General features: G+C 66.7%; 8 protein-coding genes and 1 tRNA gene. 6 read left to right on the top strand and 3 right to left on the bottom strand.

Annotated features, from left to right (window positions below):
* Positions 1-10 precede the first annotated feature (10 nt).
* The 3 genes from BG457_RS00880 to BG457_RS00870 are packed head-to-tail and all read right to left on the bottom strand — an operon-like array spanning position 11 to position 3,145.
* On the bottom strand, positions 11-1,297 hold the full coding sequence (locus BG457_RS00880) for a bifunctional folylpolyglutamate synthase/dihydrofolate synthase (protein WP_071795044.1): 1,287 nt from the start codon (positions 1,295-1,297) through the stop codon (positions 11-13).
* A complete protein-coding gene (gene accD / locus BG457_RS00875) occupies positions 1,294-2,196 on the bottom strand; it encodes an acetyl-CoA carboxylase, carboxyltransferase subunit beta (protein WP_071795043.1) in 903 nt (300 codons plus the stop codon). The genes BG457_RS00880 and accD overlap by 4 nt, the downstream gene beginning before the upstream one ends.
* A 55-nt stretch (positions 2,197-2,251) precedes the next feature.
* Positions 2,252-3,145 carry a CPBP family intramembrane glutamic endopeptidase gene (locus tag BG457_RS00870; protein ID WP_071795042.1) on the bottom strand — a complete coding sequence of 298 codons (894 nt, stop codon included), beginning with the start codon at positions 3,143-3,145 and terminating at the stop codon, positions 2,252-2,254.
* 142 nt (positions 3,146-3,287) lie between these two features.
* On the opposite strand from BG457_RS00870, the gene cls reads away from it, so the two are divergent.
* From cls to pbpC, 6 genes are all read left to right on the top strand, one after another.
* The gene (cls, locus tag BG457_RS00865; protein ID WP_245770896.1) at positions 3,288-4,715 is read left to right on the top strand and encodes a cardiolipin synthase; all 1,428 of its coding nucleotides are present in this window, start codon (positions 3,288-3,290) and stop codon (positions 4,713-4,715) included.
* 206 nt (positions 4,716-4,921) lie between these two features.
* Positions 4,922-6,115 (top strand): MFS transporter, encoded by a 1,194-nt coding sequence (locus tag BG457_RS00860; RefSeq protein WP_071795041.1) that lies wholly within the window; start codon positions 4,922-4,924, stop codon positions 6,113-6,115.
* A gap of 35 nt (positions 6,116-6,150) precedes the next feature.
* Positions 6,151-6,224 (top strand) — tRNA-Gly (locus BG457_RS00855).
* Between the two features lie 63 nt (positions 6,225-6,287).
* Positions 6,288-7,187, top strand: a complete 900-nt coding sequence (ppk2, locus tag BG457_RS00850; RefSeq protein WP_071795040.1) for a polyphosphate kinase 2 — start codon at positions 6,288-6,290, stop codon at positions 7,185-7,187.
* Positions 7,188-7,277: 90 nt separating this feature from the next.
* Positions 7,278-12,716 (top strand): alpha-2-macroglobulin family protein, encoded by a 5,439-nt coding sequence (locus BG457_RS00845; RefSeq protein WP_084657355.1) that lies wholly within the window; start codon positions 7,278-7,280, stop codon positions 12,714-12,716.
* Complete coding sequence (gene pbpC / locus BG457_RS00840) at positions 12,713-14,734, top strand: penicillin-binding protein 1C (RefSeq protein WP_071795039.1); 2,022 nt, start codon at positions 12,713-12,715, stop codon at positions 14,732-14,734. Before BG457_RS00845 ends, pbpC begins: the two co-directional genes overlap by 4 nt.
* Positions 14,735-14,765: the final 31 nt, after the last annotated feature.

Genomic DNA, 14,765 nt, shown 5'->3' with positions numbered 1-14,765 from the left:
CGGGCGGCCACTACCCGTTCTCGCGCAGGATGCCCCCGGCCAGATAGAGCGAGCCGCAGATCAGGACATGCGCCTGCGGGTCTTGCGCCGCGATGCTGGCCAAGGCGGCCTGCACGTTCGCTGCTGTGCTGGCGCTGATGCCTGCATCCAGTGCCGCCTGCGCTGTAGCGGATGCAGCAAGGGTCGCGGCCTCGCCGGGGATCGACACCGCATAAAGATGCTGCGCCACATCGCGCAGCGGGCGCATGAAACCTGCCACATCCTTGGTGTTCAGCATCCCGCAGATCAACCAGATGCGCCCCACCCCCATCTGCGCGAGCGTGGCGGAAATCGCCTCGCCCGCCGCCGGATTATGGCCACCATCGAGCCAGAGCGTGCCCCTGGGCAATGCCTCAGCCAGCGGGCCATGGCGCAGACGCTGCATCCGGGCGGGCCATTCGGCGCGGGTGACAGCCGCTTCGGCCCCCTCGCCACGCCCCAGCGCGCGCAAGGCGGCCAGCGCCATGCCCGCATTCTGAATCTGATGCGGTCCGGCAAGGTTCGGCAGCGGCAGGTCCAGAAGGCCGCTCTCGTCCTGATAGACCAGCCGCCCCCCCTCAATCCCGACATGCCAGTGCTGACCGAAAGCCAGCAGCGGCGCCCCCAGACGTGCGGCGCGGGCCTCGATCACCTCCAGCGCGGCATCTTCCTGCGGGCCGACCACGCAAGGCACGCCGCGTTTGATGATCCCGGCCTTCTCTCCCGCAATCTCGGGCAGGGTCTCGCCCAGATATTGCTGATGATCGAGACTGATCGGTGTGATCACCGTCAGCGCCGGGTTATCCACGACATTGGTGGCGTCGAGCCGTCCGCCAAGCCCGACTTCCAGCAGCGTGTAATCGGCGGGTGTGCGGGCAAAGGCCAGAAGCGCGGCGCAGGTGGTGATCTCGAAATAGGTGATCGCATCGGTGCCATTGGCGGCCAGCGCTTCGTCCAGAAGCGCGCTCAGCGCGGGTTCCGAAATCAGATCGCCCGCCAGCCGGATGCGTTCATGAAAGCGCGCCAGATGCGGCGAGGTATAGGCATGCACGCGCGCGCCCGTGGCCTCCAGCCCCGCGCGGATCATGGCTTGGGTCGAGCCTTTGCCATTGGTGCCCGCGAGATGGATCACCGGCGGCAATTTGCGCTCGGGGTGGTCAAGTGCCTCCAGCAGCCGCCAGACACGATCCAGCGTCAGGTCGATGATCTTGGGGTGAAATTCCATCATCCGCGCCAGAAGCGCGTCGGACTGGAGCGCGTCGGACTGGGGCGTGCTCATGGGGCAGGTTCTGCGGGGGGCGGGGCTGGCAGTTCGCCATGCACCACGGCCCCCTGACCGGTCAGCATGCGCAGGATCGTGGCAATTTCCACGCGCAGATCCTTGCGCGGGGTCACACGGTCAAGCATGCCATGCTCCAGCAGATATTCGGCGCGCTGGAACCCCTCGGGCAGTTTTTCGCGGATGGTCTGTTCGATCACACGCGGGCCGGCAAAACAGATCAGCGCATTCGGCTCGGCAATCTGCACATCGCCCAGCATGGCATAGCTTGCGGTCACGCCGCCCGTGGTCGGATGGGTCAGCACCACGATATAGGGCAGCCCCGCTTCGCGCAGCATGTCCACGGCGACCGTGGTGCGCGGCATCTGCATCAGCGAGAGGATCCCCTCCTGCATCCGCGCGCCACCGGCGGCGGAAAACAGCACCAACGGCAATTTGCGCGCCACGGCATGTTCGCAGGCGGCGATGATGGCATTGCCGACATACATGCCCATCGACCCGCCCATGAAGCTGAAATCCTGCGCGATGGCCACAAGCCTGGTGCGCAGGACCTCGCCCTCGCCGATCAGCATGGCGTCTTTCTCGCCGGTCTGTTTCTGCGCCGCTTTCATCCGGTCGGGGTATTTCTTCTGATCGCGAAAATGCAGCGGGTCGGCCAGGGGCTGCGGCACCGCGATTTCCTTGTACATGCCGCCATCGAAGAAGCTCTGGAAGCGCTCGCGCGGGGTGATCCCCATGTGATGCCCGCAGGAGGTGCAGACGCGCTGATTGTCCGCGAGTTCCCGATGGAACAGCATCGTGCCGCATTCGGGGCATTTCTCCCACAGATTCTCGGGCATTTCGCGGCGCGAGAACAGCGAGTTGATTGTCGGGCGGACGTAATTGGTGATCCAGTTCATCGGCACATCCCTGCAAGATTAGGGGCCAGATAAGGCGAAGCGGGGCAAAATGCAATCAGCGCCGGCGCAGCGCATAGCGGCAGGCGGCCCAGACGAGGATCATGCCGAGAAGATCGATCGCCAGCAAGGGCAGGATCGCTTCGGTATCACGCGCCGAGAAGGGCAGGCGGTAGAGCGCGAGCCCGTCCAGCGCCTCGCCGGTGGTGAAGACCAGGACCGCGAAAAGGTTATTGGCGAAATGCAGCCCCCAGGCCATGCCAAGTGAGCCCGACCGCGCGGTCAGATCGGCCATGACGAGGCCGAAAAACCCGGTGACAAAGACCATGAGCCAGACAGAATCGCCCATTTCCTCGGGCGCGTAATGCACCAGTCCGAAAATCACCGAAGGCAGCACCATCCAGACCCAGCGCGAGGCAAAGCGCGCGGCAAGCTGCTGTTGCATATAGCCGCGGAAGATCAGTTCTTCGGCGCCGGTCTGGATCAGCAGGCCGATCAGCGCGAGGGGCAGGAACAGCAGCCAGATCTGCATCGAGACATTGGGTGTCAGATCCAGCGTGAAGAAGAACCAGATAATTCCCGGCATCGCAAAGGCCACGAAGATGCCAAAGCCTGTCGCGAAATCGCGCAGCACCAGCTGTCGGGGGCCGAAGAGCGTGGCAATGGGGCGTTTGTGCAGCCAGCGGGTTGCGGCGAAGACGCCGAGCGCCATGCCGACAAAGGTCAGCAAGAGCAGGATCAGCGACCCCGGTGTGCTGCCGGTGCCGATGCTGCCCAGTGCGCGGTCCACCCCGGTGCCGCCCTTTGCGGCCCAGACGATCCCGACCATCACCCCCATCCATGCGACATAGACCACCATCACCACGGCAAGCCCGACGAGGAACCGCCAGATCTGCGGGCGCAGGCGGGCGGGGGCGACAAAACGGTCGAAGGCAAGCGGGCTGAGCAACATGGGCGAACCTTTGGGTACAAGCTACGATCTGCCGCCTTTAGATAGTCTTCGCGGGCGGGCTTCAAGCGACAACCGGTCACGGGCGTGACTTTGGCGCAGCGCCATGACAGGGTGAGCGCGACTCAGCTTAAGGGTGATCCGCGTGACCGGCGCAGCAGTGGTTCTGGTATTCCTCATGCAGGTGGCTTTCGTCATCCGCGCGCTGCTGCGCGCAGGGCTGACGCCTGCGGCGCGGCTGGCCTGGGTCGCGGTGATCTCGGCCCTGCCGGGCGTTGGAATCGCGGCCTATTTCCTGTTCGGCGAGATCCGGCTGGAGCGTGCAAATCGCGAGCGGATGCGCGAGGTCCGCAATCAGTTGCAGGAGGCGCAGGCGATAAGCTCGGTGCCGCCGATGACCATACGCGGCCCGGCGGGGCCCGCCTTTGCCGCAGGGCGCGCGATCAGCGGCTTTTTGCCGGTCGCGGGCAACCGGCTGACGCTTCTGCCCGAGGGCGATGCGATGATGGAGGACATGTTCGACGCCATCGAGGGCGCACGCCAGCATGTCCATGTGCTGTTCTATATCTGGCTGCCCGATACAACCGGCAGCCGCATGGCCGATGCGCTGTGCCGCGCCGCGCGGCGCGGTGTCGCCTGCAGGGTTCTGGTCGATGATCACGGCGCGCGCCGCCTGATCCGCTCGCCCCTGTGGCGGCAGATGGAAGGGGCTGGTGTCGCGCTGGAGCGCGCGGCGCCGGTGGGCAATCCTTTCATCAGCCTGCTGTTCCGGCGCATTGACCTGCGCAACCATCGCAAGATCATTGTGGTGGACAACCGCCTGTCCTGGGTGGGCAGCCGCAATTGTGCCGATGCCGCCTTTGCCATCAAGCGCCGCTATGCGCCCTGGGTCGATATCCTGATGCGGCTGGAAGGGCCTGCCGTGCGCCAGCAGCAGGCGGTGTTCCTGCATGACTGGATGACGCATCATTCCGAGGATCTGACCGCGCTTCTGCACGAGGACAGCCCCCCGCCGCAGCCCGGCCCGGTGATCGCGCAGGTCATCGCCTCTGGCCCGGATGACATCTACACTACCCCGTCCGACGCTTTGCGCGCGATGATCTATGCGGCGACCGAGCGGCTGGTGGTGACCACGCCCTATTATGTGCCGGATCATGCGCTGCACGTGGCGATCTGTTCGGCCGCGGAGCGAGGCGTGCGGGTACGGCTGATCCTGCCCGCGCGCAATGACAGCCGCATCGTCGGCGCGGCGAGCGAGAGCCGGTTTGAGGATCTGCTGCGTTCGGGCGTCGAGATATTCCTGTTCAAGCCCGGTCTGATCCATTCCAAGATCGTGACGGTGGACGGGGCGTTCGGGCTGATCGGCACTGCCAATCTGGACCATCGCAGTTTTGATCTGAACTATGAAAACTCGCTCCTGATCCATTGCCCCGAGGTGATGGCCACGCTGGATGCGCGGCAGCAAAGCTACATCGCCCGCGCGACGCGGCTGGACCGGGCTGATGTGGCGCAATGGTCAGCGCTGCGGCGGTTGCGGAATAACACAGTGGCGCTGGCCTCGCCGTTGTTGTGAGGGTGTGAATGTTCCACGTGAAACACTAAGGTACTGCATATAAACGATAATTTATCGTAAGCACCGCGCGCGCTGCCCGACTTGAAGGGCAAGAAGCCCTGCTTGGGGCACGGCAGTGGCAGTGTCAATGCCGCGCGCGCCCACTTGCATCTGCCCCGTCTCTGGCGCATAGGGGGGGTTTGATGAACATGTGAAGGTTTCGCGCCATGAGCCTCGCCGCCACCACCCCTGCAGAGCGCACCACATGGCTGGTGCTCGTCGCGATCAGCCTGTGCCATATGATCAATGACATCATGCAGAGCCTCTTGGCGGCGCTCTACCCGCTGCTGGCTTTGGAGTTCGATCTGAGCTTCTGGCAGATCGGGCTGATGACTTTCGCCTTTCAGGTCACGGCCTCGCTGTTGCAGCCGGTGGTGGGGCTGGTGACGGACAAGCGCCCCATGCCGCAATCGCTGCCGGTGGGGATGGGATCGACGATCTGCGGGCTTTTGCTGCTGGCCTATGCCTCCAGCTATGGCGGGCTGCTGGCGGGCGCGATGCTGATCGGGATCGGATCGGCCATATTCCACCCGGAATCGAGCCGCGTGGCGCGGCTGGCCTCGGGCGGCAAATTCGGCACGGCGCAGTCGCTGTTTCAGGTGGGCGGCAATTTCGGCTCGGCGCTTGGGCCGCTGCTGGCCGCCTTTATCGTGGTGCCGCTGGGCCGCCCGAGTGTGGCGCTGTTTGCGCTGCTGGCGCTGGCGGGCATGGTGATCCTGAACCGGATTGGGCTGTGGTACGGAGCGCTGGCGCGGGCCAGTGCCGCCAGGGGGCGCGAGCGGGCGACGCATGGGCTGCCGCGCAATCGCGTGATCTGGGCCATTGTCGTTCTGGCGGTGCTGACCTTCTCGAAGAATGCCTATACGGCCAGTATTTCGAGCTATTACACGTTTTTCCTGATCGACCGCTTCGATCTGGGGATCGTGCCCGCACAGCAGATGCTGTTTCTGTTTCTGGCCGCCACGGCTGCGGGGGTCATGCTGGGCGGGCTGATCGGCGACCGGTTCGGGCCCTTGGTGGTGATCTGGGGCTCGATTCTGGGTGTGCTGCCCTTCACCCTGCTGCTGCCGCATGTCGGGCTTGCCATGACCGGGGTGCTGTCGGTGCTGATCGGGGTGATCATCGCCTCGGCCTTTCCGGCGATTGTGGTCTATGCGCAGATGCTTTTGCCGGGGCGTATCGGGCTGGTCGCAGGGATCTTTTTCGGCTTCGCCTTTGGCATGGGCGGGATCGCGGCGGCGGTGCTGGGGGTGATGGCCGATGCGCGCGGGATTGCCTGGGTCTATCAGGCCTGCGCCTATCTACCGCTTCTGGGGTTGCTGACGATCTTCCTGCCGTCGCGTGCGCGCCTCGCCTCTTGACCGTTCCGCGCCCATGGGCTAGCCATCACCCCAGCGCGGGCATGGTGAAATGGTATCACACGAGCCTTCCAAGCTCTTGGTGCGGGTTCGATTCCCGCTGCCCGCTCCACTCCACTCTTGCAAAAGCACCCCGATTGCCCCTTTCCTGTCCCGGTTGAACAGGAGGCGCGTGATGAGTGAGATTCCAATGCCCTTTGCCGGAGAGGTAACGGCCTTTCTGCAAGCCCGCGCCCCCGAAGAGCTGCGCCGCGCGGTCGAGGAGGCGCGCAAGCGCGATACTCTGGCGGGGCATTATCCCTATCCGCGCTGGATGAAGAAATCCGATTATCTGGCCGCGCTGAAACCCTTGCAGGCCGAACTGGTCAAGATGCAGCACTGGATCGATGCGGCGGGCCAGCGGGTGATCGTGATCTTCGAGGGACGCGATACGGCGGGAAAATCCGGCGCGATCAATCGGATCTCGGAAGTGGTGAATCACCGGATCGTCCGGGTCGAGGCCCTGCCCCGCCCCACCGACCGGCAGTTGCGCGAGTGGTTTTTCCAGCGCTATGTCGCGCGTCTGCCTGCGGGCGGCGAAATGGTGCTGTTTGACCGCTCTTGGTATAATCGCGCGGTGATCGAGCCGGTTTTCGGCTTCTGCACGCCTGACCAGCGCGCGCGTTTCTTTCAGCAATTGCCGGATTTCGAGCGTATCCTGACCGGGGACGGGATCACGCTGATCAAGATCTGGCTTAATGTCAGCCGCGCTGAACAGTTGCGCCGTCTGCTCTCGCGCGAGAATGATCCGATGCGGCATTGGAAACTCTCGCGGATAGATATCGAGGGGCTGGCGAAATGGGACAGCTATACCCATGCGATTGCCGAGACATTCGAGCGCAGCCATAGCGATTGCGCGCCCTGGACCGTGGTGCGGGCCGAGGACAAGTATCGCGCCCGGCTGGCGGTATTGCAGCATGTGCTGGGCCAGCTCGACTATCCCGGCAAATCCGAGGATGTCGTGACCCCGCCCGATCCGCAAATCTGCGGCACGCCTGCGATCTGGGAGCCGGAACTCTGGGATGACGGAAGCTGACACAAGCCTGTGTGGGCGCGAAAATTCCCGCTTATCGTGACACAAACCCATGCTAACCTGCGGCAAATCTTTCTGCCGGGGGGCACCATCATGTTTCGTTTTCATCTTGCCGGAAATACTCTCGGGGGGGGCCATGCGCCGCATGGCGCGGGGCGGAAAGCCACCGTTGCGGCATTGGCCTTTGTGCTTGCCCTGATCGGGACGCCCGCTGCGCAGGCACAGGACGCGCCCGTCCCGCCGCGATTCGCCACCATGCAGGAGAACACGGATTTCCCCGGCGGGGATCTGACGCCGCTTTTCAACACCACGCTGGAGCAATGCCACGCCACCTGCCTGCGGCTGGAGGAGTGTGCGGGCTTTACCTTCAACCAGCGCAACGGGGCCTGTTTCCCGAAATCCGTCCTTGGCGGGCCGAGTTTCTTTGAAGGCGCGCGCTCGGGCGTTATGCACCGCGTGCCGGATGCGGATGTTGCGCGCGCGCGCGCGCTGCGCGCCGAGATGGGGTTTCTGGACAGCGGTGATTTTTCCGATGCACGCGAACAGGCCGAGACCATGGCCAATCGCTATTTCGCCAATGGCATGAGCGAGGCCGCACTCCTGCAGGGGCATTCTGCCGATCAGGCGGTGATGTGGACGGGGGCCGCAGTCACGGTTGCCGATAGCGGGGCGGCATGGCTCGCGCATGCGCGTGCGTTGCGGGTACAGGCGCAGCGCGACGGGCAGCGGCGCTTCGATCTGAACCGCGCGTCCGCGACGGCGGCGCTCAATGCAAGCCTGCGTCTTGCGCAAGCGGATGCGCGGGCCGAGGCATTGCTGGTCATGTCCGAGGCGTTCGAGGCGAGTTTCCGCGGCGATGCCGCGCTTGCGGCGATGCGTCTGGCCGATGAGTTGCGCCCCGGTATCGACCCCGAGCGGCTGGTGCGGCTGCGCGAGCAATACGGGTTCCGGCTGTTCAGCCATGATGTGGAAGCGACCAGTGCCACGCCGCGCATCTGTGCGCAATTCTCGGAGGATCTGTCACCCACACGCGATTATGCGCCTTTCGTGCAAAGCGCGGTGCAGGGGCTGGCGGTCGAGGTGGAGGGCGCGCAGCTTTGCGTGAGCGGGGTCAGCTATGGCGAGAATGTCAGCCTGACCCTGCGCGCGGGTCTGCCTGCGGCCTCGGGCGATACGCTGGTGCGTGATGTGCCGCTGGAGGTCTATATCCGCGACCGTATGCCCTTGGTGCGGTTTCCGGGCCGGGCCTATGTGCTGCCCGCGTCCGGCCCGCGCGCGCTGCCTGTCGAGACGGTCAATGCCGACAGGCTGGATCTGGCGCTGATGCGCGTGTCGGACCGCAATCTTGTGACCTCGATCCGGCAGGGCAGTTTTGCCACGGCCCTGAGCCAGTGGGACGCGGAGCGGTTCGAGAACCTGCTGGCTGAACCGTTCTGGCAGGGCAGCGCGCAGGTTGAGGGGGTGCTGAATCGCGCGACCACCTCGCGCCTGCCGCTGGATGAGATCGGCGCATTGGAACCGGGTGTCTATGTGCTGCGCGCCTCGGTCCCTGACGCCGATCCCTGGGTGACGGCGCCTGCGATGCAGTGGTTCATGGTCTCGGATCTGGGGCTGACCACGCTTTCGGGCAGCGACGGGCTGCATGTCGTGGTGCAGCGCCTGTCGGATGGCCAGCCTGCGGGAGGTCTGCGCGTGGCGCTGCTGGCACGGTCAAACCGCGTGCTGGGCGAGGCCGTCAGTGATGCGCAGGGGCATGTGCGTTTTGCGGGCGCTTTGACGCAAGGTACCGGGGCCAGTGCGCCGGTGATGGTGCTGGTCGAGGGCGGCGAGGATATGGCGGTGCTTTCGCTCGATGAGCCGGAATTTGACCTGTCGGATCGCGGGGTCGAGGGGCGCGCGGCCCCCGGCGCGATTGATCTCTTTCTTGCCACGGATCGGGGCGCGTATCGCGCGGGCGAGGTGATCCATGTCACCGCGCTGGCCCGCGACCACCGGGCGCAGGCGATCCACGGATTGCCGATGATCGCGCGGCTGATGCGGCCCGATGGGGTGGAATATTCGCGCATCCTCAGCCAGCAGGAACGCGCGGGCGGGCATGTCTTTGCTCTGCCCCTGGGCGGCGATGTGCCGCGCGGGGTCTGGCGGGTCGAGATGCTGTCGGACCCGAATGCGCCTGCTCTGGCCAGTCAGACCGTGCTGGTCGAGGATTTCCTGCCCGAGCGGGTGGATTTCGACCTTGGCCTGAGCGCCGAGGGGATGATTGACCTGTCTGCGCCGCCTGTGGTGCAGATCCATGCGCGGCATCTCTTTGGCGCACCGGCGTCTGGACTGGCGCTGGAAGGCTCTGTCACTTTGCGCGCCGTGGCGCAGATGGACGGCTGGCCGGGCTATCGGTTTGGTCGCCATGACCAGCGGATTGATCCGCAGCGGCGCATGTTTGAGCGGGGGCAGGTGACGGATAGTGACGGCGCGTTGACCGCCAGCCTGCCCTTGGAGCGGCTGACACTGGAGGCGCGGCCCTATGCGCTGAATGTGACAGCGACGCTGATCGACGGGGCCTCGCGCCCAGTGGAGCGCAGTCTGACTGTCCCGGTGCGGGCGGAAAGCCCGGTGATCGGGATCAGACCGGGGTTTGACGGCACCCTGCCCGAGAACGGCGAGGCCAGTTTCGATCTGGTGCTGGTCGGCCCGGATGGCGCGGCGCTGGATGGCACCCTGTCCTGGGAATTGAGCAAGGTCACGACGCGCTATCAGTGGTTCAGCTTCGATGGCCGCTGGGATTGGGAGCCAGTGACCGAACGCGCGCGGGTGGATAGCGGCGAGGTCACGCTTGCGGGCGGGCCTGCCTCGCTGCGCCTGCCGGTCGATTGGGGGCAATATGAGCTGCGGGTGACACGGGAAGGCGCGGAATTCGCCAGCGCCTCGGTCCCCTTTGCCGCCGGATGGTATGGGGCGGAGAGCGCGCGCGACACGCCGGATATGCTGTCAGTCGCGCTGGATGCGGCGGAATATGCGCCGGGCGATGTGGCGCGGCTCAGGATCGACACCGAGAGCGCGGGCATGGCGCTGGTCTCGGTCCTGTCGGACCGGGTGATCCATACGCAACTGGTGGCGCTCTCGGGCGAAACCGTGGTGGAATTGCCCGTCACCGATGACTGGGGCGCGGGGGCCTATGTGACCGCGAGCCTGATCCGGCCTTCGGACAGCGCCGAGGAATTGCCCGCGCGCAGCATGGGGCTGGTTCATGCGGGGGTGGCACCGGGGGAACGTGCGCTGAACGCTGTCCTGACCGCGCCCTTGGAGGCCAACCCGCGCGAGCGGCTGGAGGTGACGCTGGATCTGCCCGACCTCACAGATGGTCCGGCCTATGCGACGCTGGCGGCGGTCGATCTGGGGATCCTGACGCTGACCGGATATGACGCCCCCGATCCGATGGGGTATTTCTTCGGCCAGCGCCAGTTGGGCGTGGCGATCCGCGACATCTATGGGCGGCTGATCGATGCGCGGGCAGGCGCAATGGGGCAGGTGCGTTCGGGCGGGGATCAATCCGTGAGCGCGCGCGCGGGGCCCGCCCCGACCGAGGATTTGCTGGCCTTCTTCACCGGGCCGGTTGCGCTGGAGAATGGCCGCGCGGAGATCGGCTTTGACCTGCCTGCCTTCAACGGCACGGTGCGGCTGATGGCGGTGGTGTGGTCCGATACCGGGGTGGGGCAGGCCAGTGCCGATGTGCTGGTGCGCGATCCGGTGGTGGTGCAACCCAGTCTGCCGCGTTTCCTGACGCCGGGCGATACCAGCCGGATGCGGCTGGAACTGACCCATGCGACCGGGCCTGCGGGGGAAATGGCGCTGTCGGTCACTGGGCATGGGCTGGGGGTGGTCCCTGCCTCGGTCACGCTGGATGAGGGTGGGCGCGCGGTGATCGATATTGACCTTGCGCCGGAAATGGTGGGCGAGCATGTCTATTCCGTCGCGCTGACCACGCCCGACGGGCGGGTGCTGCGCCGCGATCTGCGGCTGACGGTCCAGCATACCGACCCGGAAGTGGCGCGCTCGTCGCAGTTTACCTTGGCGACAGGCGAGAGTTTCGTCTTTTCCGACGATGCGCTGGACGGGCTGCGCCCCGGCACGGCGCGGGCGATGCTGATTGCGGGGGCGGGGGCACCGCTGGATGTGCCGGGGCTGATCCGGCGGCTGAGCCTTTATCCCTATGGCTGCACCGAGCAGATCGCGTCGAGTATCCAGCCGCTGCTGCTAGCCTCGAATGCTGTGGTCGAACTGGGGCTGGTGAGCCAGGCCGAGGCGCGGGAGCAGGTGCAGGAGGCGATCAACCGCATCCTGACGCGGCAGGGGCGGACGGGCAGTTTCGGCCTGTGGGCGGCGGGCGGCTATGATCTGTGGCTGGATGCCTATGTGACCGATGTCCTGCTGCGCGCCGAGGGGCAGGGGGCGGATGTGCCCGGCCCTGCCCTGCGCATGGCGCTGAACAACCTGCGCAACGAGGTCGCGCAGGCAGGCCAGATGTTCAATGGCGGGCGCGGCTATGCCTATGCGCTTTATGTGCTGGCGCGGGCGGGGGAGGCCGCGATCGGCGATCTGCGCTATTATGCCGATACCCTGCCCGAGGTGTTCGACACGCCTCTGGCATCGGCCCAGATCGGGGCGGCGCTGGCCGCTTACGGGGATCAGCGCCGGGCGGATGCGATGTTCCGGCAAGCGTTCGATCTGGCTGCGGACAGTGACGGGGCGTCGGTCTGGCGCGAAGATTACGGCACGCCGTTGCGCGATCTGGCGGGGGCTTTGGCGCTGGCGGTGGAAGCGGGCAGCGCGACTGCGAGTGCTGCGCCCTATGCGCAACTGGTCGCGGCGCGGGGTCCGGTGGATCAGTTATCGCCGCAGGAAGCCGTCTGGGCCTTGCAGGCGGCGGTGGCCTCGGGCGAGCAGTGGCGCGGGCTGGTGCGGGACGATCAGCCGGTGAATGGTGATGTGATCGCGCTTTATGAGGGGGTGCCTGCTACGATCCGCAATGAGGGGCCGATTCCGGTGACTGTGACCGTCACTGGCTTCGGGGTGCCGGAGGTGCCGCCTGCGGCGGGGGGCGCGGGCTATACGATCACGCGCAACCATTACACACCGGAAGGGGATGCGCTGGATCTGAGCGGCCTGCGTGTCGGCGACCGGGTGGTGACGGTGCTGGAAGTGCGCCCGGATCGCGGTGTGCAGGGCGGGCGGTTGATGATCGACGACGCGTTGCCTGCGGGGTTCGAGATCGACAACGCCAATCTGCTGCGCGAGGGCGATATCCGCGCGCTGGACTGGTTGCGGACGCATGACAGCGCCGAGATGACCGAGGCGCGGGCGGATCGTTTCCTGGCCGCGGTGGACTGGACGCAGGAGGCCCCGTTGCGGCTGGCCTATATCGCGCGGGCGGTCTCTCCCGGCAGTTTCCATCATGCGGCGGCCAAGGTCGAGGATATGTATCGCCCGACCAATCGCGCGCTGTCGGAGACAGGCCGGGTGGTGATTGCGCCGTGAGGCGCTGGCGCCGGGCCATTGCCGGGGGTGGGTTTGCCCTTGGCCTCTGGGCTGCCTTGGCCGTCTGGGTGGCGCGGACGGAACTGCCGCCGCTGGTGCCCGAGACCTCGGTCGAGGTTCTGGCGCGGGACGGCTCGCTCTTGCGCGCCTATACGGTCGCCGATGGGCGCTGGCGGCTGGGGGTGGATGCGGGCCGCGTGGACCAGACCTATCTGGCGATGCTGCTGGCCTATGAGGACAAGCGCTTCTACCGGCATGGCGGCGTTGACCCTCTGGCGCTGCTGCGGGCCGGGGGGCAGGCGCTGCTGCGGGGGCGGGTCAGTTCGGGCGGCTCCACCCTGACCATGCAGGTCGCGCGGCTGATCGAGGAGGGGCCGACCGGGACATGGGCGGGCAAGCTGCGCCAGATCCGGCTGGCCCTGGCGCTGGAGCGGGCGCTGTCGAAAGAGGAAATCCTTGCGCTCTACCTGCATCACGCGCCGATGGGCGGCAACCTTGAGGGGCTGCGCGCGGGCACTTTCGCCTGGCTGGGGCGCGAAGCGGACCGGCTGACCGAAGCGCAGGCCGCACTGATGATCGCGCTGCCGCAAAGCCCCGCCGCGCGTCAGCCCGACCGCCACCCGGAACGCGCGCGGGCTGCGCGGGACCGGGTGCTGGCGCGGGCGCAGGCTGCGGGGGTGATCAGTGTTGAGACTTACGAGGGGGCGTTGCGCGAGGCCGTGCCGATGGCGCGCCGTTCCTTCCCGGCCCATGCGCCGCATCTGGGGGACCGTCTGCGCGCGGCGGAACCGGATCGGCGCATCCATCGCACGACACTCGACCGGCCGTTGCAGATCGCGCTGGAGGATCTGGCGCGCGGGGCGCTGCGCGATCTGCCCACGCAGGCCACTGTCGCGCTGATGGTGGCTGATCCGCAATCCGGTGCGGTGCTCGCCTCGGTTGGCTCTGGCGATTATCTCGACCCGCGCCGGCAGGGCTTTGTCGATATGACGCAGGCTTTGCGCTCGCCCGGATCGGTGCTGAAACCTCTGGTCTATGGGCTGGCCTTCTCGGATGGGCTGGCGCATCCGGAAACGCTGCTGAATGACCGGCCTGCGCGGTTTGCGGGCTATGCGCCGCAGAATTTCGACCGCATGTTTCGCGGCCCCGTGAGTGCGCGCGAGGCGTTGCAGGTGTCATTGAACCTGCCGGTGGTGGAGCTGACGCAGGCGCTGGGGCCGGCGCGGCTGATGGCGGCGCTGCGACAGGCGGGGGTGAGCGCCGTGGTGCCCGGCGATGCGCCGGGGCTGGCGGTTTCGCTGGGCGGTCTGGGCGTGTCGCTGGAAGGGCTGGTGCAGCTCTATGCGGCGATGGCGCGGGGGGGCGAGGCGGTGGATCTGTCCGCGACCGCGCCGCAGATGCTGGCGCGGCAAAGGCTGATGAGTGCCGAAGCGGCCTGGCATCTGGGTGATATTCTGGCCGATGCCCCGCGCCCGGCGCGGCTGCCGGACTGGCGGCTGGCCTTCAAGACGGGCACATCCTACGGGCATCGCGATGCGCTGGCGCTGGGCTATGACGGGGCGCATGTGGCGGGGGTCTGGGTCGGGCGCGCGGATGGGGCGCCGGTGCCAGGCATGTTCGGGGTGGATATGGCCGCGCCCCTGCTGTTCGAGATCTTTGCGCGGCTGGGGGCGGGGCCGGTGCCCCTGCCGCCCGCGCCGCCTGCGACGCTGGTGCTGGCCCATGCGGATCTGCCCGCCCCCTTGCAGCGGTTCGGCGCGCGGGTGGCGCAGGCAAGTGACGCCCCGGAACTGGCCTTTCCGCCCGAGGGTGCTGCCTTGCGTGTCATATCGGGGGGCGTGCTGGCGCGGGTGGAGCGGGGGCGCGCGCCCTTCACATGGTTTGCCAATGGTGCACCGGTGCTGACGGCAAGCCATGAGCGCGAGGCGCGGCTGATGCTGGAAGGGCCGGGCTTTGTGACGCTCTCGGTGGTGGATGCAGAGGGGCGTGGCGCGCGGGTGCAGGTGGAGTTGCGGTAAGTGGTAGGGTGCGTGCTGACCACGCACCTTA

Origin of the sequence: Natronohydrobacter thiooxidans, assembly GCF_001884735.1 — a bacterium.
Classification (GTDB): domain Bacteria; phylum Pseudomonadota; class Alphaproteobacteria; order Rhodobacterales; family Rhodobacteraceae; genus Roseinatronobacter; species Roseinatronobacter thiooxidans_A.
This window is presented reverse-complemented; position numbering and strand designations above follow the sequence as displayed.

What these genes read in the sequence shown, in the direction of transcription:
- BG457_RS00880 (WP_071795044.1), bottom strand. Translation starts at nt 1,297, where the DNA reads ATGAGCACGCCCCAGTCCGACGCGCTCCAGTCCGACGCGCTTCTGGCG.
- accD (WP_071795043.1), bottom strand. Translation starts at nt 2,196, where the DNA reads ATGAACTGGATCACCAATTACGTCCGCCCGACAATCAACTCGCTGTTC.
- BG457_RS00870 (WP_071795042.1), bottom strand. Translation starts at nt 3,145, where the DNA reads ATGTTGCTCAGCCCGCTTGCCTTCGACCGTTTTGTCGCCCCCGCCCGC.
- BG457_RS00860 (WP_071795041.1), top strand. Translation starts at nt 4,922, where the DNA reads ATGAGCCTCGCCGCCACCACCCCTGCAGAGCGCACCACATGGCTGGTG.
- ppk2 (WP_071795040.1), top strand. Translation starts at nt 6,288, where the DNA reads ATGAGTGAGATTCCAATGCCCTTTGCCGGAGAGGTAACGGCCTTTCTG.
- BG457_RS00845 (WP_084657355.1), top strand. Translation starts at nt 7,278, where the DNA reads ATGTTTCGTTTTCATCTTGCCGGAAATACTCTCGGGGGGGGCCATGCG.